Source organism: Deltaproteobacteria bacterium HGW-Deltaproteobacteria-6 (assembly GCA_002840435.1).
GTDB lineage: Bacteria > Desulfobacterota > Syntrophia > Syntrophales > Smithellaceae > UBA8904.
The window spans coordinates 1-25,924 of sequence record PHAT01000005.1 but is presented as its reverse complement, the minus strand read 5'-3'; the positions used below and the strand labels follow the sequence as shown (position 1 = coordinate 25,924).

At 45.3% G+C, this 25,924-nt stretch carries 21 protein-coding genes; 8 read left to right on the top strand and 13 right to left on the bottom strand.

The genetic code is table 11. The features are described from left to right. Position 1: 1 nt before the first annotated feature. Positions 2-439, top strand: a complete 438-nt coding sequence (locus tag CVU71_10355) for a hypothetical protein (protein ID PKN18685.1) — start codon at positions 2-4, stop codon at positions 437-439. Between the two features lie 199 nt (positions 440-638). On the opposite strand, the gene CVU71_10350 is transcribed toward CVU71_10355, so the two are convergent. Continuing rightward, a complete protein-coding gene (locus CVU71_10350) occupies positions 639-1,088 on the bottom strand; it encodes a hypothetical protein (protein PKN17923.1) in 450 nt (149 codons plus the stop codon). A 217-nt stretch (positions 1,089-1,305) separates the two neighbouring features. Here CVU71_10350 and CVU71_10345 point away from each other — a divergent pair, with 217 nt between their 5' ends. The 3 genes from CVU71_10345 to CVU71_10335 all read left to right on the top strand — a co-directional run bounded on the left by CVU71_10345 (position 1,306) and on the right by CVU71_10335 (position 2,916). Next, positions 1,306-1,647, top strand: coding sequence for a transcriptional regulator (locus CVU71_10345; GenBank protein PKN17922.1), 342 nt, complete (start codon positions 1,306-1,308; stop codon positions 1,645-1,647). A gap of 372 nt (positions 1,648-2,019) precedes the next feature. Next, complete coding sequence (locus CVU71_10340) at positions 2,020-2,208, top strand: hypothetical protein (GenBank protein ID PKN17921.1); 189 nt, start codon at positions 2,020-2,022, stop codon at positions 2,206-2,208. Positions 2,209-2,520: 312 nt separating this feature from the next. Beyond that, positions 2,521-2,916, top strand: a complete 396-nt coding sequence (locus CVU71_10335) for a hypothetical protein (GenBank protein PKN17920.1) — start codon at positions 2,521-2,523, stop codon at positions 2,914-2,916. A 126-nt stretch (positions 2,917-3,042) separates the two neighbouring features. Here CVU71_10335 and CVU71_10330 read toward each other — a convergent pair whose 3' ends face one another. Continuing rightward, positions 3,043-3,342, bottom strand: a complete 300-nt coding sequence (locus CVU71_10330; GenBank protein ID PKN17919.1) for a hypothetical protein — start codon at positions 3,340-3,342, stop codon at positions 3,043-3,045. A 354-nt stretch (positions 3,343-3,696) separates the two neighbouring features. Then, on the bottom strand, positions 3,697-8,697 hold the full coding sequence (locus tag CVU71_10325) for a hypothetical protein (GenBank protein ID PKN17918.1): 5,001 nt from the start codon (positions 8,695-8,697) through the stop codon (positions 3,697-3,699). An 808-nt stretch (positions 8,698-9,505) separates the two neighbouring features. On the opposite strand from CVU71_10325, the gene CVU71_10320 reads away from it, so the two are divergent. Further along, positions 9,506-10,525: a hypothetical protein gene (locus tag CVU71_10320; GenBank protein PKN17917.1), complete on the top strand. Its 1,020-nt coding sequence runs from the start codon at positions 9,506-9,508 to the stop codon at positions 10,523-10,525. Between the two features lie 294 nt (positions 10,526-10,819). Continuing rightward, positions 10,820-11,314 (top strand): hypothetical protein, encoded by a 495-nt coding sequence (locus CVU71_10315; GenBank protein ID PKN17916.1) that lies wholly within the window; start codon positions 10,820-10,822, stop codon positions 11,312-11,314. A 559-nt stretch (positions 11,315-11,873) separates the two neighbouring features. Here the strand turns inward: CVU71_10315 and CVU71_10310 are convergent. The 5 genes from CVU71_10310 to CVU71_10290 all read right to left on the bottom strand — a co-directional run bounded on the left by CVU71_10310 (position 11,874) and on the right by CVU71_10290 (position 20,137). Continuing rightward, the gene (locus tag CVU71_10310; protein ID PKN17915.1) at positions 11,874-16,808 is read right to left on the bottom strand and encodes a hypothetical protein; all 4,935 of its coding nucleotides are present in this window, start codon (positions 16,806-16,808) and stop codon (positions 11,874-11,876) included. Between the two features lie 431 nt (positions 16,809-17,239). Further along, positions 17,240-17,920: a hypothetical protein gene (locus CVU71_10305; protein PKN17914.1), complete on the bottom strand. Its 681-nt coding sequence runs from the start codon at positions 17,918-17,920 to the stop codon at positions 17,240-17,242. After that, the gene (locus tag CVU71_10300) at positions 17,917-18,585 is read right to left on the bottom strand and encodes a hypothetical protein (GenBank protein PKN17913.1); all 669 of its coding nucleotides are present in this window, start codon (positions 18,583-18,585) and stop codon (positions 17,917-17,919) included. Before CVU71_10300 ends, CVU71_10305 begins: the two co-directional genes overlap by 4 nt. Before the next feature lie 421 nt (positions 18,586-19,006). Further along, a complete protein-coding gene (locus CVU71_10295) occupies positions 19,007-19,189 on the bottom strand; it encodes a twin-arginine translocase TatA/TatE family subunit (protein ID PKN17912.1) in 183 nt (60 codons plus the stop codon). 27 nt (positions 19,190-19,216) lie between these two features. Further along, positions 19,217-20,137, bottom strand: coding sequence for a hypothetical protein (locus CVU71_10290; protein PKN17911.1), 921 nt, complete (start codon positions 20,135-20,137; stop codon positions 19,217-19,219). 119 nt (positions 20,138-20,256) lie between these two features. Between CVU71_10290 and CVU71_10285 the strand changes: the two genes are divergently transcribed. Beyond that, the gene (locus CVU71_10285; protein ID PKN17910.1) at positions 20,257-21,036 is read left to right on the top strand and encodes an inositol monophosphatase; all 780 of its coding nucleotides are present in this window, start codon (positions 20,257-20,259) and stop codon (positions 21,034-21,036) included. Between the two features lie 105 nt (positions 21,037-21,141). Here the strand turns inward: CVU71_10285 and CVU71_10280 are convergent, their stop codons facing one another. The 5 genes from CVU71_10280 to CVU71_10260 are packed head-to-tail and all read right to left on the bottom strand — an operon-like array spanning position 21,142 to position 25,124. Next, positions 21,142-21,540, bottom strand: a complete 399-nt coding sequence (locus CVU71_10280) for a hypothetical protein (GenBank protein ID PKN17909.1) — start codon at positions 21,538-21,540, stop codon at positions 21,142-21,144. Then, on the bottom strand, positions 21,537-22,223 hold the full coding sequence (locus tag CVU71_10275; protein PKN17908.1) for a hypothetical protein: 687 nt from the start codon (positions 22,221-22,223) through the stop codon (positions 21,537-21,539). Before CVU71_10275 ends, CVU71_10280 begins: the two co-directional genes overlap by 4 nt. Positions 22,224-22,239: 16 nt before the next feature. Continuing rightward, positions 22,240-23,190, bottom strand: coding sequence for a hypothetical protein (locus CVU71_10270; GenBank protein PKN17907.1), 951 nt, complete (start codon positions 23,188-23,190; stop codon positions 22,240-22,242). Beyond that, positions 23,162-23,977, bottom strand: a complete 816-nt coding sequence (locus CVU71_10265) for a polyamine ABC transporter ATP-binding protein (protein PKN17906.1) — start codon at positions 23,975-23,977, stop codon at positions 23,162-23,164. Before CVU71_10265 ends, CVU71_10270 begins: the two co-directional genes overlap by 29 nt. After that, positions 23,973-25,124, bottom strand: coding sequence for a hypothetical protein (locus CVU71_10260; protein PKN18684.1), 1,152 nt, complete (start codon positions 25,122-25,124; stop codon positions 23,973-23,975). Before CVU71_10260 ends, CVU71_10265 begins: the two co-directional genes overlap by 5 nt. Positions 25,125-25,693: 569 nt before the next feature. Between CVU71_10260 and CVU71_10255 the strand changes: the two genes are divergently transcribed. Then, positions 25,694-25,924, top strand: a 231-nt coding sequence (locus tag CVU71_10255) for a hypothetical protein (GenBank protein ID PKN17905.1), incomplete at its 3' end; no start/stop codon positions are given.

The following is a 25,924-nucleotide window of genomic DNA, read 5'->3' as shown; positions in this document are numbered from 1 at the left end:
AATGAAAAAAAGACGAGCTAAAAATTTATCGGATGCTGACATCAAGCAGATAGTTGAAATTCTCGATGGTTGGCTCGGAAAACTTACATGGGGATTATTGATTAATGCGATAGAATTGAGTTTATTTTATCGCTATACACGGCAGACGCTTTTCAAACATGAGCGAATTCGTAATGCGTTTGAAGTCCAAAAGAAAAATTTATCAAGGGTTGGCGGTCAGATTGTTATATCTTCACCAGAACTAAAGGTTGCACTGGAAACCATTGAACGATTAAAAAAAGAAAACATACGTTTGGAATCGGAAAATCAGCGACTACTTGAGCAATTCGCGGCGTGGGCTTACAACGCCCATGCGCGTGGCTTAGATTATGAATTTTTAAGCCATCCACTACCAGGTGTTAACCGGGGACAGACTATTTTATCTAAAAAGCTTGATTAAGAATAGTCGCCGATGGACTGCATGATCACAGAAGGTGTAGGGTGTCCCCCGAGCTTGACCGGACAGACAGTGTCTAATCAAGTCTGGGGCTCAGATACCAGCAATGGAAAAGGCAAAGCAAAAGCTTGGCTGAAGGAAAATGGACAATTAATCGAACAGTAGCTTTAATATTATCTGCTCAAAAAGCATTATTATCTTTTTATTCTTTTGTCAGAATTTTCTGGTAAATCGTTTTATGGTCAGTTAGGTTAAGTTCATCGTCAATATTTTCAAGTAGAGAACCTATATATGTTCTTCCGTTTTTACAGCGCAGAACATGAGCAATCTTGCCTGTTTTGTCTTTAGCCTCAATGATTTCTACCAAATCAGAAATTCCATATTCACCTTTGTTATCGCGACGTGTAGATATAAGAGCTATTTTGCTATCCTTTATTCCAGGTTGATTAATAAAATTCAGGGTGTCAATAACTGAACCTAAAATATATCTGTTCACAAGAGTTTCACCGTCTTCTAATTCAATTTCTGCATCAATGAGAAATATATTTCCATTTGTACTAATTTCGACGAGCAGATAATTTAGTATTTCCGTGCCTCCCAAATGGAATTTATTAATTTCCCAATTCTTTTGAACCTCAAAAAAAATTTTCATTTTTTCTCCTACTTATGCTTTTTTATATACTGGTTATTTACAGTTCAACCTACGGTATCGATTTTTATATTTAGCCCTGGCATTCAGTGTATTGAATCGAAGACCTACCATGTTTATTATGTGTTTATATTTTAAAGACTACTATTGGTGTTATGTAAAGATAAATTAACACCATTATAGGGTTTATCATGAATAAAAGACCTTCTATAGTTCCTAAATGGAAAATAAACGAAATAATAAAAGATCACTTCTTGGCCGGAGGATTCGCGAGATAAGAATTTCGAAAAGCTTGACTCAGGAAAAGTTAGGTTCAAAAGCAGACATCAGTTATAAATTTGTGGGTGAAATTGAACGCGGTCTGCAAAATCCTTCTTTTGAAACACTGGAAAAAATTGCTGAAGCACTGGATGTTGAACTTTATGAGTTGTTCCGTTTTGAACATGAATCTACAAATCGAAAAGATATTGAAGCCCGAATGACGAAAATTGTAAAAGGTATATCAGAGGATGACCTGCGACAATTATTCTTTGTCCTTCGGGGACTTTATCCGCATATTTAATAAACTTCGAAATGCTACATAATCTGTTCGAGTGAGCGTCCTTACTAACTGGAATACTTGTATGCCTCTATCTTTCAGCCCCAACGTCTACACGGGTAAAATAAAAGCTACTGATTGAGACAGCCACAGTGTTACATGCGAAAAAAACTGCCTGCAATACTTTTAATCCCATTAGGCCAATGTAAAACGGTGTATAGAGACTGCAACAAAGATGGTATTGGCGATGTTTGTGACCCAAAACCATGCAGCTGATGCAATGGTAAAATGAGATTATTCCTTCGGCGCCGATTATTTAAACACAAGCTAATTTAGTTTGAAGTAATCTCAGTTTTTGCTATAATACAGAAAATTAATGCAGCAAGAGGATTTAACATGGATATTACTCATGTGATGAAAAGATGCGAAGAAGTTTTTGAAGATCCCAATGCCTGCACAGAATGGCTTAACTCGGAAGTCATAGCCCTTGGCGGCAAGACACCCATGGAAATGATGAAAACCGATATCGGTATTGATTTGGTCTTGACGGAACTTGTACGAATCGAGCACGGTATCGTATCTTGATGGTTTATAGCGCCCCTGGCAGTACGCTTACCCAACTTATTCAGGGTATGTCCGAGCCTAGGGGCTTTTTTCAAGGTGAGGATTCCAGGTTCATTATCCACCCCTAAAAGTCGGCGTTCTTAACGTTTCAAACGCAGCATACTTGTAAGTATTCAATATCATATGTGATTATGTAGTTTTATGCAATCTGCAAGTTCAAAATTCAGATTGCATAAAAAGCGCAATGAAGGAGAAATAAATGGGGAAAAAAGGAAAGGTTTCACAAGATGAACTATTGCTTGAAGCCATCGCATACGCCCCGCCGCCGACCGTATGGCCCTGTTGCAATGGGCGATTTTCAACTTCCTGATTGGCAACGCCGATGCACACGCCAAGAATCTGGCCATGATATTTACTGACCGAGGCCCGCGCCTCGCGCCCTTTTACGATCTGATCTGCACACAGGTCTATCCGGATTTGGCTGAGAAGTCGGCAATGAGGATAGGCGGCGAGAACAGGCCGTCCTGGATACGGCAGAAACACTGGGAGAAACTGGGTGAAGCCGTCGCTATCAAATCAAGTCTTGTTTTAAAAACATTGAAGGAAATGTCCGGCGACATCATTCCGGCCGCGCAAGTCCTGATGGACGATTTCAAAAAAGCGCACGGAAGCTTCGGAATCATTGAAAAGATAATGGCCGTCATTGAGAAACGCGCAGGTGCAGTCTGAAAATTATCCTGTGCCGGCAAACACGGTTGTAAAAGCGGCAGGATGTTTAACTTTCAAAGGGGAACTGGTGGAAATCATCCACCGGTTCATAAGCAACACTCCCCGATTTCGGCGCGCCGAAAATGATCATGAATATACTCCCCATTCTATACGGCCTAGAAGATCTTCGACCTCCTGCGCTCCAACATCACTTTCTGAATATTCAAGGGGCGTTTTTCCGCCAAGTGCTTTTTGGGGAGAAGAAAACCATTGCTTTGCTTTTTCTTCGTCACCAAAAACATCGATGGCTCTCTGTAACAGCCTTTCATAATTAAGATCGTCTTTATTCATATTAATCATATAGCATAATCCAACTGGCCTTACCCGGAAATATGTATCAAGTCCAAATTGAGTCTTTGCTCCTTGTAGCAAAATTGCCGCATTCACCTATGAGTAAACGCCTTTGATTGTCCTGAGAGATTATCCATTATTTATTGAAGTGAACAAGCGAGGTTGATGTTTTTTTGTCGCAGAGTTCAACCGGTACTACTTAAGAAAATAACCTGCACTGGCTATCGTGTCCACCTACCACTGTTTGATGGTTAGCATTTATAAAAGTTGATGATTATGATTTGAGAAAATAGTATTCTCTCTTTCAGGAAGAACATTACGGAAAAAGTCATCATCGATGTTTTTTTCCGTATCGGTCTTATTTACATCATTCACCTACCTAACAAACGACATTGAAAAGTCAAGACGTTACAAATTGAGTATCCATCTTATTTGAGCCAAATTTATCAATCATAGCCTGAAGGATGAGAGTCTCAAAAGGTCACCGTTATGTTTAAGGTTTCCGCTACCGTTGATGTATTGATTTACCTCAGTAACAAGCAGTGCCGAATCAGTCCCTGAAATGGGAGAAACCTCGGATATGCGCTTGAAGCCTAGGGATTTAACGGAAGTACCTATTCGGAGTCCGCCATTTTCAGACAACCACCATCGATCATGAATTGGGTGTTGACCTGTCGGAACTTTGCCAATCATAATAATAGTCACCTCACCGGGGTCGGAATCGGAAACAGTCATACGCCAATACGATTGATATGTATCATCCCATGCTTGCTGGATACGGGTATCCTGTTGATGTTTCCGGCTTGTAAGGATGAAGATTGGAACAGCTAAATTTACTCCGCGAATCAATTTAACCAACTCCAATTCTTCGAGGCCGAAGTAAGGATCGGTGATCTTGATAAAATTAGTTGCTTTGGATGCAAAAGCTTCGAGAATAGCCAATGCCTTTTCCCGTTCTCCATAGTGGATCAGATTATTACCCGATGCTTCTGTATGACGCGCTGCTGAAATTCCTGAATCAATGTTTGACCTTACACGAGCCGCGATCCTGAAGGCAAGTTCAGCCGACAGGCGTGAAGCTTCGTAGAGAGGTCGTATCAAAGTACTTGCCTGATCAGTATCTGAATATCGGCGGACAGCATTTTCAATTACCCAAGAGAGCACCTCAAAAGCGCCGGACAGTTCCATTTGACTAGCTTGTTTAATATACTGTCTTGTAAAGTCAATATGAAAAGGATTGATCCGATTTGAGTTAAGCCCAGCCAACATCATCTTTGCAAATTCTATATGCTGTGCACTATTTTCTTCTGGTTTCAAGGCATCGTGTTCACCTGAAACAACCTGCTCACGCCGTTTAAGAAGTTCAATGCGCTGCTTGGTCTGTTCCCGTGCAAACTCCCGTCCAGGATCATCATCGGTTTCTGATGCTAAACTACTTGCGAATTCTGGGTCTATTCTGTGAGCAAAATCAATAATACGGCGTCGAGTTTCTGGAAGTTCTGTTGCATCCATTGGCAATGTCTCGTTCCATGCTTCCCTTAGGCAATCTTTGCTTAGAGGCTTATCAATGTCCGCACATAATTTGGCTAGTGTTTCATAGTGATTACAGCGATCCTCAAAAGTAGATATTTGGGAGATTAAAGCTTTTGCCTCCGTAAACAAAGCAATGGCTTTAATCAGTTCTTTCGCTGACATTGCCTCACCGATGCCCATCAGGACAAGAGCACTGTCCGCTATATTGGGAATTAATCTCGCCCTCGACGATAAAGCCTCCCATGGATTCTTGTCGCGTTCCAATCGTGCGATTTGGGCCTCGGCCAGAATTTTATAACCCTCGTGTTTAATGTAGTCGGGATTTTGAAACTTCACGTCGACGAGATTTCGAAGTTTTTGCATAATCTCGGAAATCTGAGTTTTACTGAATTCACTCCGCAAACGTTTTTGGATGTTATCAACTAAAGACTTTAAGTACCAGTATATTACATCGTCCGCCTCCATGTGTTGCAGAACTTCATAAACATCTATAAAGGTTAAATAATTGACCTTAAATATAGGTTTACTTGCTGAATCATAACGCTCGGAAGGTAATTTGTTCTCAATAAGAAATGAACAGATATCTCCATAAGCAGCGTCCCGGTAAGGCATGGGTAGGTTGTCAATTAATTGTATTGCTGAACTATGGTGTGCGTTGTATAGTGCCACTGCAACAGTGGTGACAGTCCGCCAGCGAATCTCTTCATTTTCAAGCACGTCAAAATCAAAGATGGGGCGAACCCGCTCTGATACGATTTTTTGCCCATGTTCCATGTCATGCGCGACGAAAAACTTTAACGCAATGTCACTCCAAACAACCGCGCGAATAGCGAGAGATGGTATGTTATCTATGATTACCTGAAGATCTGCAAAGTCTTCGTCAATATAAACTTTACGCTTAATCAAGCCTCCAAAACAGCGAATAGTAAGCTGGACGCAGCTAATGTAACTAATTGCCATGTTATTTGAATCCAAAATAATATCATTTCGCGCCTTCATAGTATTGGCCAGAAAATTACGGCTTATTTCTTGAGAAAACTTCGCCATTATAGAGACAATCTTGAAACCAGATTCTACCTTAGACCAACCCTCGTCAATCTTGTCCCAAGTATCACTAAGTTCTTTTAGGAGTGTATCCCGTAATGAATCAGTAGCATTCTTATTATAGAAGAGAATATCAAAAAACATGCATATTGTCTGGCACTTCTTCTCGGCATCCGGAATATCCGTAACCCATTTATGCAGTGAGATGATCTCATGAATAAATGAGTCCAATTCATTCTTTCGACTTAGCAATCCGCGTATTGTTACACGGGTTGCTTTTGTCCGTAGGAGAGAAGTCTTGATCTTGCCATAAGCTTCCTTTAGGGCAGCAAAGTTTGCGTTAGAAGGAGACTCAGTTGCCATCGCTTTCATAAATCTGACAAGCGCGGCCTCCCTTCGTGGCAATGTGTTTAATCTGTCAATAACTTCCAAGGCAATTTTTGTATCGCTACGTGTCAACGCCTCAATTGCTGGACGGATAGCTTTATAATGATCTGCTGTCTTCGTTAAAATTTCTTCAACAATGGCCTTTAACCCGTCAAGCACAGCGGCATGTATACCGCTTTCCACCTCGAGCAGTTTGTGCTCGTCGATTATCTTTAAAGTTCGGGATAAAACAGCAAATGCAACTAGTTTTGTGCTAGGCTCTGTCAGAGCATCTACGTAGACGAATAAATCTAGTAGACGATCAATGGCAGTATGTTTGTCATAACGTGCCTCGGCCTCTGCCAACGTACCCTGAAGTTTAACATATTCCACCGTTGGACCGGCCGATTGAATGAGGCCTTTCAATCCGTCGAGCCTGCCAATGATCGCTTTCACTCGTTCAAGGTCAGAAATATATATTAATGGCAAAGCCAGTTCTTGGTAGACTTTGGCATTAGCAGTGTACGTTGTTGTTTGAAGTATGGTGTTCAGCGCATATTCTATAACTGTTACAGAATCTTGTCGTTTTACGTTGGTGACCGCCCATGTCCTTAATACAAAAATACGGTCGGCGGCCTTCTCCCACTTATCGACATCGGCTATTACGCCTTCAGCACTGTATTCACCAAATAAGATTGATATCGTATTAATAAACTTTTGAATCTTTGGATCTTTCACCTTCGCGCGGAGGGCATCTTGAGTTGATGCCATTCCAGACATACCACTACCTTTTTCCACAAACGCCCTGAAAGAAAGCATACCCAATGCAAGATCAATATTGTCCTCAGTATTCCCCTTATTAGTGCACTTTTGAACAAGTTCAACAGCCAATTCTGGGTGTGTATAAAGCAAGTCTGAAGCAATTTCGATACCGCGATCACCTAGACTTCCGCAGTCAATCATGCGGTAGAGTTGCTCTATCTGGTCATTCAACTCTATCTCAATCGGCAATTTCTTGATTTTCTTTGCTCTGGCAATTACTGATAGTAATTGAAGACGATCCTCTTTCGTAACCATTCGCTGTACTAACGCATATGCTGCTGAAAAATCATCAAGTGCAACATATGCTTCGATCTCAGAACGCCACGACTCAGAACTCTCGATGCTCGCAATCGTAGCTCGCTGAAGGCCAAACCTTAGTAAGTCGCCGTCGCGGTCCAGGCTAAAGGCAGTCTCTACACCAAGCTCGGCTTTCTGATGAAGTGGTATCCAAGAATCCCCGCAATCAATTAAATTGCCAATATGCTCCGGAGACAGATAATTCAGCAACTCGTCATAGCGTCCTGCCTGTTGTAGAAAACCGGGCAAGTGTGTCAAGGCATCATCACTTTCCGGCGTGTTCAATAAGTCCGAGATAACTATATCGAAGATAGTTCGTCTCAGTGAGGACAAACGGTTTGCAGCGAAACGCTTAAACACATCATGAACGAACTCGACCTGCTGTCCATTGTTTCTCCGTTCAACAAAAGTACAGCGGGTTAATTTTTTATCCAGCTCCGCAGGTTCTGTTTTACAGAGATGAGAAAGTGAGGCTATTGAATGATAACGTCGATCAAAAGCAAGGATGGCAAGTGCCTGGCGTAGCAAATAATCTTCGTTCTCTACCACCCGCCATTCAACCTCAAACCAATCTGGCGGATGATCAGGAAATTCATCCAGCAATTGCTCTATGGCTGTACCTGCCTTCAGCAAACGACGGACACTCGCTAGATTTCCTGGCACCATTTTACAGATCTTGTGAATCACTTCTAATGTTGAACGTTCTGTTACAAAATCGTTCAAGAATTGACGGGTTTCCTCAAAATTGAACCCAACTAATCTGAAAGGACTAATTCTGCGGATTTTGTTTGTAAGATTATTCAGAGACTCCTGTGGACCAGATAGGATGAAACGGAAACGCGGGATTCCGAACGGCAAAAGTTTAAGGATCATGTCGCGCTCATGGCAATCCTCTTGAGGAATCTCTTCCAATCCGTCAATTAGAAAGTAATACGTTGAGCGTTCATAGTTCGCGTGCCGCTGTAGATCATAGAGACGTGTATTTAATAACTGGGTAGGATCAACTTCCTTCTCAGCACGATAATTCTCCTTCTTGAGAACCCAGCCAATCTGGTCGCAAAGGTCTCGCATAAGCATTCCCGAGTCGTAAGCATAACGACTGCACGAACGTATGAAAATGCTAAAAGTGTGATCAGGATATTCACGAGCAAACTGGGCAAGTAACGTTGTCTTACCAATGCCATCGGGACCATCAACAATAATCACCTCAGTATCAGCGCTAAGCATTTCTGCAAGCGTAGAGATAATGTTTTCTCGCCGGATGCTTGGATTCTCAATTTGTGGCAAAGTAGAAGCAATCTTAGTCAGATCCATAAGCTCTGTATTTTGAGCGTTGTTTGCCTCATGTGGGGAAATTAGAGACAGGCCATGCGACTTGACAGGTTCCATATGCACCTTCTTCCTTTTTTCAACCAGCGTTGCGTTTATAAGTAGAGGTTCTATATGATTATCTTCTGTTATTTCATTAAAGTCTTCGCCATTTTATATTTTAATATGATTTTTCAATCATTGAACCAAAGCATTGTGTTCAATGATGTCTGTCCATTGAAAGTACCTAGGTATATTTTGCTCTAGTGATACATAAAATAAAGCATTTTCTAGGCAGCACCTATGCTACATTTGAAAATGCATGTCTTGTTTAAGACATATAGGACCGGACGATCTCATATGTCAATGGAAAATTGGCTGCAAAATGTGAGTTTTCGTACCGGTGTGCTTGGCGGTCTTGAATTGTGTTTATTTCAAGAATTTTCGTCAAGATTGTCAATTTGTGAATAAACTAAGAAGGAAGTCGGACCTCCCTTATTGACTTCAGGAAGACATCAGGCCAGCGCCTTTCCAGAGACGCACTTTAAAAAATCTGCGTCTTACAACCAGTTATCAATAAAATAATCTTATTAACGAAGGTGAATACTTGTATTTGAAGTTGTGCAGGCGCAATAAGAAAAAAGAAATTCGTCAGAACTCTGATCCACTTACAAATGTTCGGTGGCAAGCATGTAAATCCGCCAAGAATTACGGGAAGAAATCTTTAAAAATGGTTCCTTAGAAGTTACCATACATTTTCCCAATGCTATTTCTTACCATGATCTTGCTGGACTATCCGGAAAAACTTTGGTAATTACAGTGAAAATCCGAGTCCACAAAGTAGCTCTATTCATAACGCCGTTGCCCTGGCTCCGAAAGGGAAAATGAAATGAATACAATGAGAATGAAAAGAAATAACCAGTCTATTAAATTTTTTTTTATATTTGTAATGACCATAAGTTTCGTCTTTCCCTTAAATGGTCTTAGTTTCCAAAATCAGAGCAATGATATTATAAGAATAGGTACGCCGTACATTACATGTTCATCTGGTGTTTGTATTACTAACAGACCGGTGATGCTAAGAGTAACGTATTCATGTGATAGCAATCCAAACAAACGTTTCTATATTGATCGTGAGGCTAATCAAATAAAGAATAAATGGGGTGAATGGGTTACAAATGATTACTATATTCGCAAAGAAATCGTAGTGAAACTATGTCAGGAAGAAAAACGAGATGAAGAAATACGGAAAAAGGTAATTGAAAAAGAAGAAGAAAGAATAGTTAAAGAAAAAGAAAGAATAGCTAAAGAAGAAGAAAGATTACTCAAAGAAGAAGCGAATCTTGGACGAGAATGGATTGCTTATGAAAGGGATGATAGTGGTAAATACTCTTACGATAATAAACATATAAAGATGCTCGATTCCAATGTTATACAAGTTTGGAGTAAACAGGAAATTAACTTTGGCAAAGTAAAATGGTTATTATTGAATGAAATAAACTGTTCTAAGAAAACTAATAAAATAGTAAGAAATATTTTCTATAAAGCCGAATATAATCCATATGAAAACACGATTGATACGAATATTGTACCTACGAACGTAAAAGATAGGTCAGCGGAGATGATTTTACTAAAAAAAGTCTGCTCAAAAGAAAAAATCGAGGAAGTAATAAGGGAACAAGCAAAAAGTGAACATCAAAGACAACAAGAAGAAAAAGAACGGATAAGAAAAGAGCAAGAAAAAAAAGAACTTATGAGGAAACAGCAAGATGAATTGAGAAAACAGCAAGATGAAATTCAACGAATAGAAAAACAAAAAAAAGAAATTCAAAGTAAAAAAATAGCAGATGAAAACTGGGAACGTTATAAAAGACAGCAAGAAGAAAAGGAACGCCTAAAAAAACAGTAAGAACAAAAGGAACATAGCAGGAATCCTTTTAAGAATTTTCTAGAAAAACTAACACTTGATCTAGAGGAAAATTAAACAATTGAAGAAAGGGTATAAGGTATACGTCGCATTTAATGTCGGACTACATCGCACGCCTCAAAGTCAAGAGACAGAACTTTAAAGAAGAATTAAAGACATCCCCATGTTATTTGAGAGGATTCCCGTGAAAGAAAATATTCAAGAAATACGAAAATAAAAAAAAGGAAGGCCGCTCCGGCCTTCCTTCAGCAGCCCACTCACAAAGGACAATTGCATATGATGCGGCAAATACCTAATCTTGGCGTTCTCAACATTGCGGACTCTTTTTATGAAGCAGCTCAAGCCTTGAATAAATTCTCAGACTCACGGATGTCGGTCCCAACCATTGTAAATGCCACGTTTGCCCTTGAAATATTCCTCAAGTCTTTAAACATTAAGTTTAGTTGTGAGGAACCTACCGAAATCATGCCCGGTCTTACCGCTTTTGGTCGTGTTCGAGAGGTGCCGCTGGAGACCGGCCATATGCCTTCAAAGCTTTTTTGCGCCCTAGACGCAAACATTAAAAATGGACTGGAGAACTGTTTCGCCCAAGAACAATATCGGAACAAACCAAAGACATTGATCGAGGCGTTGCAGGCATATGATGGCGACTTTCAGAATTGGAGGTACATCTTTGAGGGGAAAGCTAAGTCCTTTGATATTCAACTCTTGCTTGAGTTGTTGCGTTTTCTCTCTGCGACGATCCATGGGTTATCTTCCAAGTGGGCCTAGCTCTGCAATCAATCGTTCTTCGTGGCTTTTATGTAGGCCGATTGATTTGAAAGTGCTCTCTTCCCATCCGTAATCATCAATCCCGACAACTGCACGCCATTAAACATTTGTTAGTGAACGTAACGCCCAATACAGGACATTCAAAAGGCCGGATAAAACCGGACTTATTTTTTTCCGGTCACCTTACCTCTTTCCATTTGAACTGTTGAATATCCGGGAAAGACTCAATAATAACTACTTCAGGAAGACATCAGGCCAGCGCCTTTCCAGAGACGCACTTTAAAAAATCTGCGCCTTACATCCCGTTATCAATAAAATAAGCTTATTAACGAAGGTTAATACTTGTATTTGAAGTTGTGCTGGCGCAATTAAGAAAAGAAATTTGTCAGAACGCTGATCCACCTACAACAACTCAGCCGGATTCATTCATCAATTCTGCGGATTAAGGTTAAAAGGGACGTCTTGCTTGATGCGCGCCAACGCCGTTCTTAGGGCCGCCGTTGGTTGGCGTGTGTGCCTTAAGGGCATGATCGCTAATGGCTGGTTTCACCAAAAGCGGTCACGCGCCTAATACGCCACCCGGTGCCTTCAATGCATTTCGCGCAGCCGCGGTTACGGTTTGTGCCGCGAGGGTCCATGACACCTTCGGTGCGAGGGCCTTACGAAGATCATCAGCCTCAATAAGCGCTTTTTCTGGGTTAGTCAGAATTGTCTTTAGTCGATCAAACCATTTATCAAGCACATCATCGCCATCCGGTTCGACATCCAAGACCGCATCCATTGCGATGCGTTCAAGGTCTCCCGAGAAGTTTTTTGCATGTCTCGCCAGCAATTGCGCCAGGCCACTGGCTGCGCTCGCTATCATAGGTATACCGGCTGAAATGGCATCGAGACCTGTAAGACCAAAACCTTCAACTTTTGAAGGCATGAGAAACGCTGTCGCAGATTTAAGTTCGTCCAGAAGGGCTTTCTCGTCCGTCGTAAATTCTCTAGCGAAGATGTTGTAAGGCTTCGCGCCGCACTGCTTTTGTAGCTCCTCGACAGTGGAATTCATAGTTTCTGCGGAGAACCCTCGCATTATGAAACGAACGCCCTTAATCGTAGATTGCATTTGGAATGAGCCAGCAATCTTTACGAATAGCTCAGTTCCTTTAACCCCTATTTCGTCGAGCCGTCCTGAAAGTAGGCAGTGCAACTGAAATCCGTCGTCTTGCGGACGCGAAAATGTCAAAAGATCGGGGTTTAGCCCCGGTATGACCTCAATAACGTTTGCTGCGCCATTCCCACCAACTAAGGCGGTCCTCATGTGGCGGTACAAACATGGGCCTACAGCAAGTACCACATCTGATGATAACGATACGGATTTTTGAAGCTCCCTCTTCTTACTGGCTTTCAGGTAATCGACACTTCCAGCCATGCTCTTCACGGGCTCAAGCTCTTCAGGTGACGAATGGATGAAGTGCAAGTAAGGACAATTGAACCGCCTCCGCGCAAGTGCGAGTGCCTCCGAGCCCGTTACTTGATCATGGCCGATGACGACATCAGGAGGCGGCGATAAGTTTCCATTTGGCCCAATGGCGAGAAGCTGAGGAACAGTCAGTCCAGGTGATTTCAACGCGGCAACAATTTCGACGCCATATTTCTTCGCTTGGTCAATTTCGATGTCCTTTGCTTCCGGGATAAAGCAAACGACTCGGTGACCCAACTTTGCGAGAGCGATGCACAAGTGACGATTGAACGTAGAAACTCCACCATGGCCGGAGAACCATTCATCGTTTACCACGAGGAAAGTGAGCAGTGGTTCGGGTTGCTGCGGACTAGGTCCCTTTGGCTCAGGCATTGGCACAACCGACGGCAAGGAACTGACGACGTTTAAAATCGGCGCCGTGCCCTCGGGACTGACATCCTCCGCCTTCTCAAAAAGCTTTTCTTTATCACTGCTCGGTTGCGCCTCAATCGTTTCGCGTCGTATTCGTTCCAGAACGGCCTTAGGAGCCAGCGGCGCCCACCCGAGTCGCCGCTGATTTTCCTTTGTGTCTTCAAGGCTCCATTTCAACCAGCCGACGCTCGGTAGTTGTTCAGTAATCCAGGCTATGGCTTTAACGGACTCATTCGTGCTGGATGCTGTAAGCACACGCAAGCAAGCACTCTGAAAATTGAAGACCTCGTCGATGGGTGTTACCCAATGCGCACCTTTCTCCTTCGGTGTGCGCGTGAATAAGTGTTCGATCCATACGTACATTTCGCCTTGCTGCATGGGCGTCGGGAGAGCCTCTTCACTTCCATCTCGATCTCTTCTCCAGTCAGAGCCAAAAGCAGTTATAAGCTTACGGGCAATATCTGGCTGGGCCGAGACTATTTCGCGCAGCCGACCCCAATGTTCGCGAGGGTTCGTTCTGAGCAGCTCGGCGGCGGCGGTTATAGCTAACTCGTCCGAGTCAGGACTCAAGCCTTCAAGCGCAGCTTTTGCCGCTTCGAGCGCCGGGAGATAATTTGGCAGAAGCTGCGATAAAACCCTTTCGAAAATACTCTTATCGACTTTGGCCGTCTTGAGCGCGGACCAAACGATATCGAAAACCGATGTGTTCGGCCAGTCTTCAATTAAGTTGGTAACTTGATAAAAATCGCTGGAGTTTTTTAAATAAGCCGAGAGTGCCGAGAGGAACGCCGCCGGTGCATGCTTGCAGCAATCTTGAGCGATCCGCTGCTGGTTTTTGCGCTCACTGTTGCTGTCGTTGGACGAAAGACTGATGATCGGTAAAGCCCATTTCGCCCAGGTGTCGGCTGCGATTGCACTATAGGCGTCAATGTTTTCGGAGAGTAGTAAGCGTAAAGCGCGATACCCTGCTGCCGCAGGTCTATAATGGGTGTTTGGGGCAAAATAGTTTTGCGTTAGCGGATAAGAATTGAGATAAGAGATTGCCGCTGCAACCACCCGCTGCTTTTCACCGGCCTCCAACGTCGGCCAAATAGCTCCAGAGGTTAGCACGCCGGTGAACTCATCGACCTGACCATTCTCATTTTTGAGAAGGACAAGGTTTAAACGCCAAAACGCATCAAGGTCACCCCCCTCGACCTGGTTGAGCAATTCTCGGGCGACTGTCTTTGCGTCGCGTTCGGGTTTGGCTTTCGCTCGTTCCCTGCTTCGCTTACTATCTTCCTGTTGCAATTTCGCGTAGTCGGAATCAAGAGAGATTGCCGAAATCGCACTGAGTGCTTCTTTTAGGCCTTGGTGCTTCTCGGAAGCATCCCATACGAATTCAATTTCATTGAAATGTTGCCAGTCGATTAACGCGACGATTAGTTCGATGACATGTTTTTGCTTATCCTCATCACCAGTTATCTGTAGCAAGTCGTCTACGAGCCAAGTTAGATCCGACCTAACAACCATTTGCCAAGGCAAAAAAGTGAGCACTCGCGCGCCACTCCAGTTTTGGGGCGCGCGAGCTAAAACCTCTTTCACTAGTCTTTGACGACGCTTTGGCTCTGCTGTTAGATACTCATCTTGAAATCTTTTAAGTTCGGTCTCATGGCGAAGTAATGATCGAGTGTGCTCGTTGCTCAATATAAATCCTGCCAAGCGCGCTAAAACACTATCATCATCGCTGTTTCGCCACACCTCACTTAGGGCTTTTGGAATAAGCTTCCTAAACGAGTGGTATATGTTCTTCTTGAGGTCCTGGCCTTCTATCCACTGGAGCGCTGCCAGTGCGCCCTCTGGGTTCAGCTGGCCGAAATCGAGGTGATATAGAAAGAATGCGTAACTGCCTATTAACGACTCATTTTGGGGTTTAGTAAGCGCCTCAAACAACTCGTGTGCTGAAAGATGTTTCGGCCAAGTGCTTTGAAGCGCCCAGCCTTTGATTTCATCATCAGGATCATTTTGCGGATTCATTGCCAGCGGAACAAGCTCGTGCCGCTCCTGATCACTCAAGATTTTTGCTAATGCATGAGTGGCTCGAGCTCTAATGTGGGCGTTATCGGATTCATCAAACGCGACCCGACGCAGTTGCGGTAATAGATCTCTTCTAAGGCAAGCTTCCGCGATGTCAATGACGGTTCGTCGTAAAATGATATTTCCGGAACGCGCTGTGATAACGGAGCCGATCTGTTCAGCCAATCTGGGGTGGTCGAGGCGAGAATAGTAGTCCCGCCACTCAGATTTGTCGTAAGCGTCACCTCTGTCGAGTCTCTCGATCAAATGCGCAACGAGAGCGAAGCGATCCATATCTGATTCTAAGGCAATGTCGCTCGAAAGGAGTGTATCCGGTTCAGTTTCGACCAATATACGGAAAAGGTCGTGATTGGAGGCGCATAGCCATGCAGCTACTTCCCTTAGTTGTGGAACGATCCGATCATTGCCCGGGAGGCCAGAGCGTATGAGCGCAAGCTGTTCGGCGGTTGTAAGTTTGCCAGCGCGAATGTATTGCGCTGCAAGGAATTCGGCGAATGATTTATGGCTCCAGTCGAACGTGTCCTCAGAGACCGGCCGAAATAGCGCGGTTTTCAGTGTTTCTCGAATGTGCTTCGAGCTTGCATTGACTTTCTCGCCAAGTGTTTGCTCGACTCCGCCTGATAGTTCAGAAACCGTGACAGCGTTGGCCGGAATCGGGTCGCAATATAGGCCGTCCCAAATTAGGGTTTTTGTCGAGAGCACGGATGCGGCGGCTATACGACACGAGAGGGCAAATCGCATGTCGGCGTCCAACTCGCCATAAATACCGAGTTTGCGTCGTGCGAGATTTGATTCATCGAGGAGGGCAAGGATTCCTCTGCGATATAAGGAAATCTTGTCTTGCGCTAAGGAACCTTGCTGTAGGAAGCCGGCCAGCAACATTCGTAGCGTGATAGGACGGCTTGCGAAAGGAGTGGCACCGCTTTCCTGGACAGCCTCCCAGAACCTGTCCGCGCTGGGCGTCGTGGCAGTGACGTAAGCCTGTACCTGCGATTCCGTGAATGGCGTCAGTTCGAAGACTTCGACGCCTTCCCGGCTCCACAACTCACGCAATTGATCTTCAAATTGGGAAGACCAGTCTGCCGTTCTGACACTCATTCGTGGCAGCAAGGTGCCAGGCGATCGTTCTTGTGCCCAAGTGAATGTCTGTAACAGCCACTGCTGCGCAACCGGCATTGAAACTGGACTTTCATCAAGCCCGTCGAGAAACCACAGCGTCCGGCCTTTTGTTGTGTCTAATAAGGACTGGGCAATTGTGCGCAAGTCATCAAACGTTGATATGCCGCGAAGCGGTGTTTGTGCAATAGAACAATTGATTGAAGTGGCATTCTGAACAGCTCGATCGAATTCTGTTGACTTGCCAATACCGGGAGGACCTAGTAGAACTATGCACGGAATATCAGGATTGAGACCTCTGAGGTAAGTTTGTGGTGTAACACCAGCGGCGACCTCTTCTGACTCGAAGAAATCGTGGCTGAATTCAATCTTAGCGCCTCTCGGAATCCATATGCGATCAACAACGAAAGGATTATTGGACATGGTTCGGCACTCCAGTGGACCGATTTGCCAACGGCGTAGCCCTTCATCCCGGTAAGCCCGTCAGACATGGTGAAACGTGTAGTTGCTTTTCTAATTGGTGTGACACTTATCATCATTTTCGATTGAAGTCCAGTATGTCAATAAGATCAATAGGGTTATCGATTTCAGGAAGACACAAATACCTCGTTATCCTGAAAATACCGGACTTAAACATATGCACGTTTCAACCCGTTATCATTAATCCGCTCAGATCACCTAAATTCTCCATTTGTATTTGAAATTGCACGGGTGCGATAAAAAAATGAAATTTGAACGGAAGTTGAAGTCACTTACAAAGCGTTGATGACGGTAGGTTATCAAAAGTGGGCATTACGGATCGTGATCTAGTAACACCTTGCCGTTTAGCGTTGAGACGTGAGCGCGCCGCCGGATCACTTCCGGAAGTCTGCTTGAATGCCACGGATGCTCTCCTTGCTGACATCCCATCCAAAGAGCTCAAATAGGGAGATCACCGGTGGCACTGCGAGAGACCTCGTTTCAGCGAGTAGGGCGGTTGCGGAGTATGACTCCGAGAATGTCCATTCCTGAACGGAGCAGACGTGGGGATGCATAAATGGAACACGGTTCGGCCCTAGGCCGAGGGCTCGGTCGGTGAGCCCTTGCAGCTTCATATCGATGGTAAGTCTTCCTGTGAGCCCTAGAGCCGTTGACCAGCGTGCCGCGAATTCATAGATCTCAACGGCACGAAACACGGTGTCTTCTACACCGAGCAGAGTTCCACTCTTCCACGTACAGTCGGGTGGCCAGAACGTGGACTTATCTCGCCAGTCATTCCACAGGCCGCACAGTGACACAAACTGGCCACTTCGGTATGCCCGCCAGAGTTCCAAGTAGTGTTGCCAATCAAATGGCTGTTCGATGTGATTGGGCGCTCGGATTGGCGATTTATGGGTATCGATGTGCGGAAAATCCCATCCGCGGATGGCGACGGAGCTGTTTTTGACAGCCGCTTCAAGCACCTGCAGTGTAAACGGAGTCTTTTCGGGATACTCCTCCGGTATAATGCGTACAACCCAGTAGCCACGAGTCTTGACCATGTCGGCGACGCTCACAGCAGATCCTCAACTTCCCTATCGAATTTCTGACGTGCGCTACCTGACGCCGAGGGTTCGAGGTACGGCTGAAGGCGAGTCGCAGTCCTGACCATCTTACGCGCAACAAGCTCGGCGGCGCGCTCGATGACTTCCCGCATCTCAATGTGAGAAGGAATCTCCACGCTTTCATTCTTACCATAGCGGCGTACATAGAGCGCCCCGTTTCGGAGTATGCCCGAATAGTCCTTCTTGCACAGGATCGGAAGCTCGGAGAACCCCGAGACGGTGATCGCGATAAATTCGTGGCCATCCAGACTTACGACGTTCACGTCCATGTCAACTGCTGGGTCTGCATAGTTCGTGACACTTGACTGCAGGTCATCATACCGCCAGGTTGCCACTTGGGTCTGTGTGAGGCCGGTAGGAGTTAGAGATTCCCCGTCATCATCCACACCAATAACGACAACACCACCATCAGACCGGTTTGCCATGGCCAGCACGGCGCGGACGACCTTTGCCAGAAACGGTTTGTCGCTCCGCGCTCCAGGGCCCTTGAATTCAGTATTCCGCTGCTCCCTGCCGAGCGCGATAGCTGTGCGCAGTTGCTCTGAGGTCACGACTTCCTCTCTCAGCCATATTATTCTTGGAAACGTGCCGAAGCGAAAATCACAGTGATGTGATATTTTTTTGTCTTCTTAAATTTAAGAAGTATTGTTCAAAAGCCACAACATCCTGTTGTCAATAAAATAAGCTTTTTTAAAAAAAGTGTAAACAAAAATTGCTTGAGAAAGCATTTTTAAATGCAGAAGTTTACAAAAAAACAAATTGGTCATGATTTATTTTAGGCAATTATGAACAAATTCAAGGCTATTACTGGATGTATACAATTTATAGGTAAACATAACCGTTCTAGCGACTGCCTGAATGGTTTTACATGCAAAAGCCCGGCAGCTTTGATTCTGCCGGGCTTTTTTCTTGTTTGCTTTTTGAACATTCGGGTTGTTCTGTCAGGTCGGCAGAAAACAATGGCCGGTGCCGGTCTTGGCGATAGATTCTCTCCTGAAGTTATTAATCTTTATCGAAAACTATTAATAAAAACAGGGATTACTTGTCTTCTTCCTTTTTCACCGGAGTGCCGGTAGTGTCGGGATTATCGGAAACGGATTTCTTGAAATTTTTTATTCCTTTACCCAATGCCGAACCGATTTCGGGAAGTTTTCCGACGCCGAAAATAATGAGGATGATAACCAATATAATCAATAGTTCCGGTATTCCTATTCCAAACATAATATTACCTCTTTCATCTTAAATGTTTTATGGTAAGCGCAGGTGGATGACCTGTCCCGTCTTGCCTAAATTTTCTATGGTTTTTCCATCAATCTGTATCCTGACTCCGGCGGCATTACCGATATCCATGTTAAAACGAGCCGCTTTGCGTGATATGGTTTCTCCGGGGTTCAGTAAAACCTGAAAAGATTCCTGGTTGTCGGCCTGAATCCGCAGCCATGTTTTTTCCGTGGCGTGAACAACGAGGACGGACGATTCTTCATCCTCCGAGAGTGCCGCTGTTTTGGCTTTGCTGTTTTTGGGCGCGGCCGCGGGCGCCGGAGCGTCGGATTTCTGCACTTCCGTTCCCTTCGGCGCCGGTTGTGTTTGCCCGTCGCTTGTCTGGCTTGCCGTGATTAAATTTTCGGGCCTGGGCAGATTGACGTCGATGGGAAGATTATCCGGCAGCGTTTTGTCCTGGGCCGGTGATTCGGTAATCACGGCTTTGGGGGCAGTTTCGCTTTTTAGAGGCGCTTCCAGAGACGGCTTATTATAAATGCTTACAAAAAAGGATATGGCGGCAACGACAATGACGATGCATACAACCCACAGATAGGCTTTGTACCGTGCAAGAATGACGATCAGAGGCGCGTCATGGGGTTGTTCAATGATCTCTTCTCTTTCCCTTACTTGCAGCGCTTGCAGATACTCTTCGTAGCGCCGCAAAACGGATTTTCCATCCACGCCTAGAGCATCGGCATAAGTTTTAATGAAGTTTCGCGTGTATATCGGGACAGGCAGTAAATGATAATCGCCATTTTCGATGGCTTCAAGATTGACCACACTGATTCTTGTACGCTCAAATAACTCTTTCAGGGTCAACCCTGATTTTTCGCGAGCTGCTTTTAAATCAATTATTAAGGAATCAGCATTTTGTTCTGTCGTCATTAACCTATCACAAATAATCATTATTTTTGTTTTGTTTAGCACTATTTTTTATACAGCGCAACTTCTAAGATTATGCTTACTTTTTGGCCTGCTTTATGGTTTAACCCCTGAAATAAATATTGACAGGGAGTTTGCATTTCATGACGGAGTTCATGGACTTTGCCCAAAAAATGGCGCGTGAGGCAGGAAAATTGCTCGCCTCGAAATTAACTGAGCAGCATCAGGTCCATTACAAAGGAACGATCGATCTGGTGACGGAAGCTGATAAAATGTCAGAAGAGCTGATTCTTACGGAAATCAGCCGCCTATACCCCGATCATGGAATTTTATCCGAGGAATCGGCCGTAAAAAATGAGCAGGCAAAAATGCGCTGGATTATTGATCCGCTGGACGGGACGACCAATTACGCACATGGATTCCCTTTTTTTTGCGTTTCCATTGCTTTGGAGAAGGAAGGCGCTGTGGTGCTTGGTGTTATTTACGATCCGGTCAGAGATGAATTGTTTGCGGCCTCGCGGGCTTGTGGCGCTTATCTCAATGGCAAAAAACTGCGGGTCTCCATTGTCAATGATCTGTCGCGCAGCCTTCTGGCTACCGGTTTTCCTTATGACATCCGCGTTAGCCCGGACAACAACCTTAATTTTTTCAGTGCAATGGCCGTAAAGGCGCAGGCGATCCGGCGGCCGGGTGCGGCGGCTCTCGACCTGGCTTATCTGGCTTGCGGGCGGATTGACGGATTCTGGGAATTGAAGCTCAAACCGTGGGATACCGCCGCGGGCAGTCTTCTGGTTACGGAAGCGGGCGGTACTATTTCCGATATGAGGGGCGGACCGTGGCGGTTGAAATCACCCGATCTTCTGGCCAGCAATGGTCTGATTCAGGAGCAGATGATGGAGGTTTTTAAAGAGGCTGAAGGCTGAAGGCTGAAGACCGAAGGCATAACTCAAGGTTTGTTTATATTACCCTGCAATACACTAAGGGTACGGAGATAAAGGCACTTGGTAAAAATCAGTAATACCATCGCTTCACGCGTCACGTAAAAACTTTACAATCACTTTCCTCGTTCTCGGGCCGTCGAATTCACAGAAGAAGATCGATTGCCACGTGCCTAAAACCAGACGGCCGTTTTCGATGATGACCATCTCTGATGCGCCGACCAGCGATGATTTGACATGCGCGGCGGAGTTTCCTTCCGAGTGCCGGTAGTTTGCGGAAAGCGGGACAGCGTGGTCCAGCGCCGCCAGGATATCACGCGGCACATCCGGGTCGGCGTTTTCATTGATGGTCACGGCCGCGGTGGTATGGGGCGCGTAAACCAGGCAAATGCCTGATTCGATTTTTTCTTCGCGGATCGCTTTTTGGATTGCCGCCGTGATGTCCAGCATTTCAAAGCGCGAATGGGTTTGGATGGAAATTTCCTTCATGGAGACCCCGGTGTTGATTGGACGGTTTTTTTAACAGCCGCGTAAATATCACTGATGATCTCGCGGGAGATGATTTCCATGGCCCTGCTGGCAGCTTGGCAATAGCCCCTGGGCGACGACTCTTTCAGCGGTTCTTCCCGGAAATATTTCTTCTGAAACATCATCCTCTTGCCGGTTTCTTTTTCCCGCGAGTCCTGCATGGATATGGAGATGCCGATGACCGCCTTGTTATTGCCGTTGTCCGTCCTCAGATAAAATTCTTCAATGCCGCCCGAAATGATAAACCGGCTTTCATCTGTTTCATGCCGGGAAAAGACCGCGAGGAATTGGCCGCTTGCTCTCATGTCGCGAAGAAGGTTGTCGCCGGTCATGTCGGCGGGGTTGACCGCCCAGCGGGAGTAATTGAAGGAATCAATGCTGTAAGCGTCGCTGCGAAAAAACATATGAGTGGAATTATAGGCGGCGGCGATGGAAAACCGGTTCAGTTTAACGGACGCGGCAAGCTTTTCGGGTTTGGTCCAGGAAGGGGCCGGATAATTCAACAGGTAGTTTTCCACATTATATTGCGGCTTGCTGCTTGTGGCGCATCCGGCGATCAGTAGGAGAAAAGCAGCCAACATGAGGAAACAAAAGCCCGGCCGCCGTTTACGGAAAAATCGTGGTTGTAATAAAATATTTTTCATAGCTTGATTCCTTTCACTATTCCATGGGTTTTCGCGGCGGCGGCGGTTTGGTGAAAATCAGATCCGATGGATCTCTGTTTAAGCTTTCGGAAAGCTTTTGCAGATTTTCCGAGGTGACCCGCAGATTTTCCGAGATGTCCTGAAGATCGCCGGTAATGGTGTTTGTTTTTTTGGCGACATCTTTAAGAAGAATATCAGTTTGTTCTGCCTTTTCACGCAGTTTCAGGCTGTCGATTTCACTTTTTGCCTGTCCGACCAGCTTGCGGGCATCAGCTAATATGCCCAGTGATTCTGTTACGGCCCGATCCACTTTGCCTTCGGAAACCATTTTGTTGACTGCGGCAATGGTATGGTCCAGATTGGCGGAGGTGGATTCCAGATTAGCCATGATATGGTTGATCCGCTTGCCCTTCACAAATCCTTCTATGGCTTGAGAGGTGTTTTTCGTTTGATCGGAAATGCCCTTGAAATCGATAGCCTTGATGCTTTCCATGATCACGCTGGTGTCCGCCAGAAACTTGCTGATTTCCGACTTGCGGGATGGAATAACCGGATAATCCGGTTGAAAGGTAAGTTTCGGCGAATTGGCTGATTCGCCGGCCTTGATCCGGTCAAGTTCAATGAAGACGATTCCCGTAATTCCCGCTGTTTTCAGCGAGGCGATGGTCTGGTTTTGCAGATCGCCTTCCAGATCGATTTTCATATTGACTTCAATCAGACGGTAGTCCGGCGCCACGTCGATGCTCTGGACCTTCCCGATTTCCACACCTCTGTATTTAATGGCCGAATCCACCTGTAATCCCTGGACGGACTCATCAAAATATACCGTGTAGAGAGAGCCCTTGACAAACAATTTTGCCGCGCCCACCCAGATGATGATTCCCGCGCAGATCAATAAGCCGACAATGACAAAAAGACCGATTAAAAATTTTGAGCTTTTAGCTGACATAAAGCCTCTGTTCATCATGATCTACAGGCAGTTGGCGTAAAAAGAAGCTTTTCACCCGCGGGTCTGCAGAGTATTCTTTCAATTCCAAAGGTTTGCCTTCGGCAATCATTCCCCTGGCCTCCTTATCCAACATTAACACCCGATGGGCAATTTTGTAAATAGATTCCAATTCGTGACTGACGATCACCATGGTTGTCCTCAGGGCTTCATTGGTTTTGATGATCAGGTCGTCGAGTTCCACCGCGGTGATCGGGTCAAGGCCCGCAGACAGTTCGTCCAGAAAAAGCACGCGCGGATCGAGCGCCATCGCGCGGGCGATGCCCGCTCTTTTTTTCATGCCGCCGGAAAGTTCGGATGGATAATGATCTTCGTACCCGGCTAGGTTGACCATGCCCAGTTTCATTTTGATAATATTGTCAATAGTTCCCGGATCAAGATCGGTGTATTCAGAAAGCGGCAACGCGATGTTTTCTTTAATCGTCATCGAACTGAACAAGGCGCTGGATTGAAAGAGCACACCGATATTCTGCCGGTAATCGTTCAAGTCCTCATCGGATGCCCGGGTAATGTCCATTCCCTGATACAAAACCTGCCCGGCATAAGGTTTTTGCAGGCCGATCATGATTTTCAGCAACGTTGATTTGCCGCAACCGCTGCCGCCCACAATCACCAGAACTTCCCCCTTGTAGACCTCAAAGCTCACATCTTCGAAAACGGTGTTATTGCCAAACCGCTGAGTCAGGTTCTTTACAATGATGATGGGTTGATGTTCCGATGGTTCCAAAACGGGAACTCCTTTATTAATTTTTAATGTAGTACAGCATAACGGCGAAAATGGAATCGGTTAGCACGATCAGAAAAATCGACGTGACAACGGCGGATGTGGTGAATTTACCGACATCCTGAGCTCCCGCCCGCACCTGAAATCCCCGCTGGCAGCCGATGGCGGAAATGAGGCCCGCAAATACGGCGGCCTTGATCAAACTGGCGACAACATCGAACGCCTGGATGGTTTTGATCGACTGGCTGATGTAGGTTTTTAACGTCAGGTCCAGGCTGGTGATGCCGATGATCATACCGCCGATTATGCCCGACAAGTCGGCGTATATGGTCAGGATCGGCACTACAATGACGGCCGCCAGAACTTTGGGAACAGCCAGAAAGCGAATCGGATCAAAGCCCATGGTGTGCAGCGCGTCGACTTCTTCATTAACCACCATGGTGCCGATTTCCGCTGCAAAAGCGGAGCCGGAACGTCCCGCGACCAGAATGGCCGTCATGATAGGTCCCAGTTCTTTGATCATGGCAAAACTGACCAGGGTGGGAACATAAATGTTCGCGCCGAATTGTTTAAACTGCAGATAAGACATGAAGGCCATGATTAATCCCATCAGGGCGCCGATCATGGCCACAATCGGCAGACCGTCCACGCCTGCCCGCTGAACATAAAAAAGGACATCCTGCCCCCGCAAGGTTTTAGGATGCCGGAAGGTATAGAAAAGAGCAACCAGCAATTCACCGATAAATGTAACGAAATTTCTGAATTCACCGGCAATAGCCAAGGACGATTGACCAACCTGGCGTATAAATGCGGCATATGGTTTAGCCGATTGTAAAGGCCCGCCCCGCCTTTCAAACAATCTGTATGTCAAACGGTCTTGCGTCTTATCCGGTTTTGAAGATGATTTGCGCCGGTCCACCAATGAGTATCCGGAACGATCCGGCGGTTTATCCGGTTTCGAAGGCAGATCAGTCAGCGCGACTTTGTGGATGACACTGAAAATTCCCCTCGATTCGTCATTTAAGTTGATCAGACGGCACTGAATGTTTTTACCGTTTGCCCACTTTTCAATTTGAACAAAGGCCAGAGCCGCCGCGCTGTCCAGATAACAGACTTGTGTGAAGTCGATGGTGATGTTTTTCAAATATTGACTGGAGAGTTGACAGCTCATATCGTTTGTGAAAACGGTCAGATTTTTAAGGCCGAACTCTCCCGCCAGAAAAATCAGGAGATTCGATTCCTCTAATTTATAAGAAATCTGATAAGAGTCCGGGCAATTTTCCTTTAATGCTGTTGTCATCGCCATGTCTTTTATTTGTTTGGCTGAAAGCGTCCATAAAGAAAATCATTAATTTATGTCGGGTATTTAAGCCGGATGCCGGATGCTTGTCAATGAAAATTGAAGATCATGAATATTAAATTGCTTTTCATATTTCGTTCAAGCCGATTGAACATTTCATTGAAAGAAAGATGGAAGTAACTGATTTATGGCGTGGGGCAGCCAGTGGGATAATCGTTAAATAATGATGAGTATCCGATATTTACAATTATCTTTCGTGTGCCGTTAAAAGATGGCACGGTCTTTTCATTAGTATAAAGGCAACCACGGGCTTTCAGCCCTCCGCTTTGCGGGATAAGTTAAACTAACAAATTCCAAAAAAGCGGCGCTTTTTTAAAATTGAAGTTTAACTAAACAAACAACGGGTGCAAACCCTAAACAAACACAGGAGGCAGCAGATCATGAAAAAGACATTAGGAACCATCGTAGCGGCAGCGGCAGTTGTTCTTTTAACAGCAACATTCGGTTTTGCGGAATACGCGGCGGCGGGAGCGGCGAATTTCCCGTATTTTCAACTGGGATGCCTGATCGTGGGCGGATTGATCCTGGTTTCTTTAAAGCGGAAGTATGACAAGATGTACACGGCGGAAGTGGTCGGCGCCTTTGCCCTTTACACCATGCTGATGGCGCTG

What these genes read in the sequence shown, in the direction of transcription:
- CVU71_10290 (PKN17911.1), bottom strand. Translation starts at nt 20,137, where the DNA reads ATGATTATTTGTGATAGGTTAATGACGACAGAACAAAATGCTGATTCC.
- CVU71_10340 (PKN17921.1), top strand. Translation starts at nt 2,020, where the DNA reads ATGGATATTACTCATGTGATGAAAAGATGCGAAGAAGTTTTTGAAGAT.
- CVU71_10335 (PKN17920.1), top strand. Translation starts at nt 2,521, where the DNA reads ATGGCCCTGTTGCAATGGGCGATTTTCAACTTCCTGATTGGCAACGCC.
- CVU71_10325 (PKN17918.1), bottom strand. Translation starts at nt 8,697, where the DNA reads ATGGAACCTGTCAAGTCGCATGGCCTGTCTCTAATTTCCCCACATGAG.
- CVU71_10280 (PKN17909.1), bottom strand. Translation starts at nt 21,540, where the DNA reads ATGAAGGAAATTTCCATCCAAACCCATTCGCGCTTTGAAATGCTGGAC.
- CVU71_10345 (PKN17922.1), top strand. Translation starts at nt 1,306, where the DNA reads ATGGAAAATAAACGAAATAATAAAAGATCACTTCTTGGCCGGAGGATT.
- CVU71_10260 (PKN18684.1), bottom strand. Translation starts at nt 25,124, where the DNA reads ATGAGCTGTCAACTCTCCAGTCAATATTTGAAAAACATCACCATCGAC.
- CVU71_10295 (PKN17912.1), bottom strand. Translation starts at nt 19,189, where the DNA reads ATGTTTGGAATAGGAATACCGGAACTATTGATTATATTGGTTATCATC.
- CVU71_10315 (PKN17916.1), top strand. Translation starts at nt 10,820, where the DNA reads ATGATGCGGCAAATACCTAATCTTGGCGTTCTCAACATTGCGGACTCT.
- CVU71_10275 (PKN17908.1), bottom strand. Translation starts at nt 22,223, where the DNA reads ATGAAAAATATTTTATTACAACCACGATTTTTCCGTAAACGGCGGCCG.
- CVU71_10355 (PKN18685.1), top strand. Translation starts at nt 2, where the DNA reads ATGAAAAAAAGACGAGCTAAAAATTTATCGGATGCTGACATCAAGCAG.
- CVU71_10270 (PKN17907.1), bottom strand. Translation starts at nt 23,190, where the DNA reads ATGATGAACAGAGGCTTTATGTCAGCTAAAAGCTCAAAATTTTTAATC.
- CVU71_10350 (PKN17923.1), bottom strand. Translation starts at nt 1,088, where the DNA reads ATGAAAATTTTTTTTGAGGTTCAAAAGAATTGGGAAATTAATAAATTC.
- CVU71_10320 (PKN17917.1), top strand. Translation starts at nt 9,506, where the DNA reads ATGAATACAATGAGAATGAAAAGAAATAACCAGTCTATTAAATTTTTT.
- CVU71_10285 (PKN17910.1), top strand. Translation starts at nt 20,257, where the DNA reads ATGACGGAGTTCATGGACTTTGCCCAAAAAATGGCGCGTGAGGCAGGA.
- CVU71_10310 (PKN17915.1), bottom strand. Translation starts at nt 16,808, where the DNA reads ATGTCCAATAATCCTTTCGTTGTTGATCGCATATGGATTCCGAGAGGC.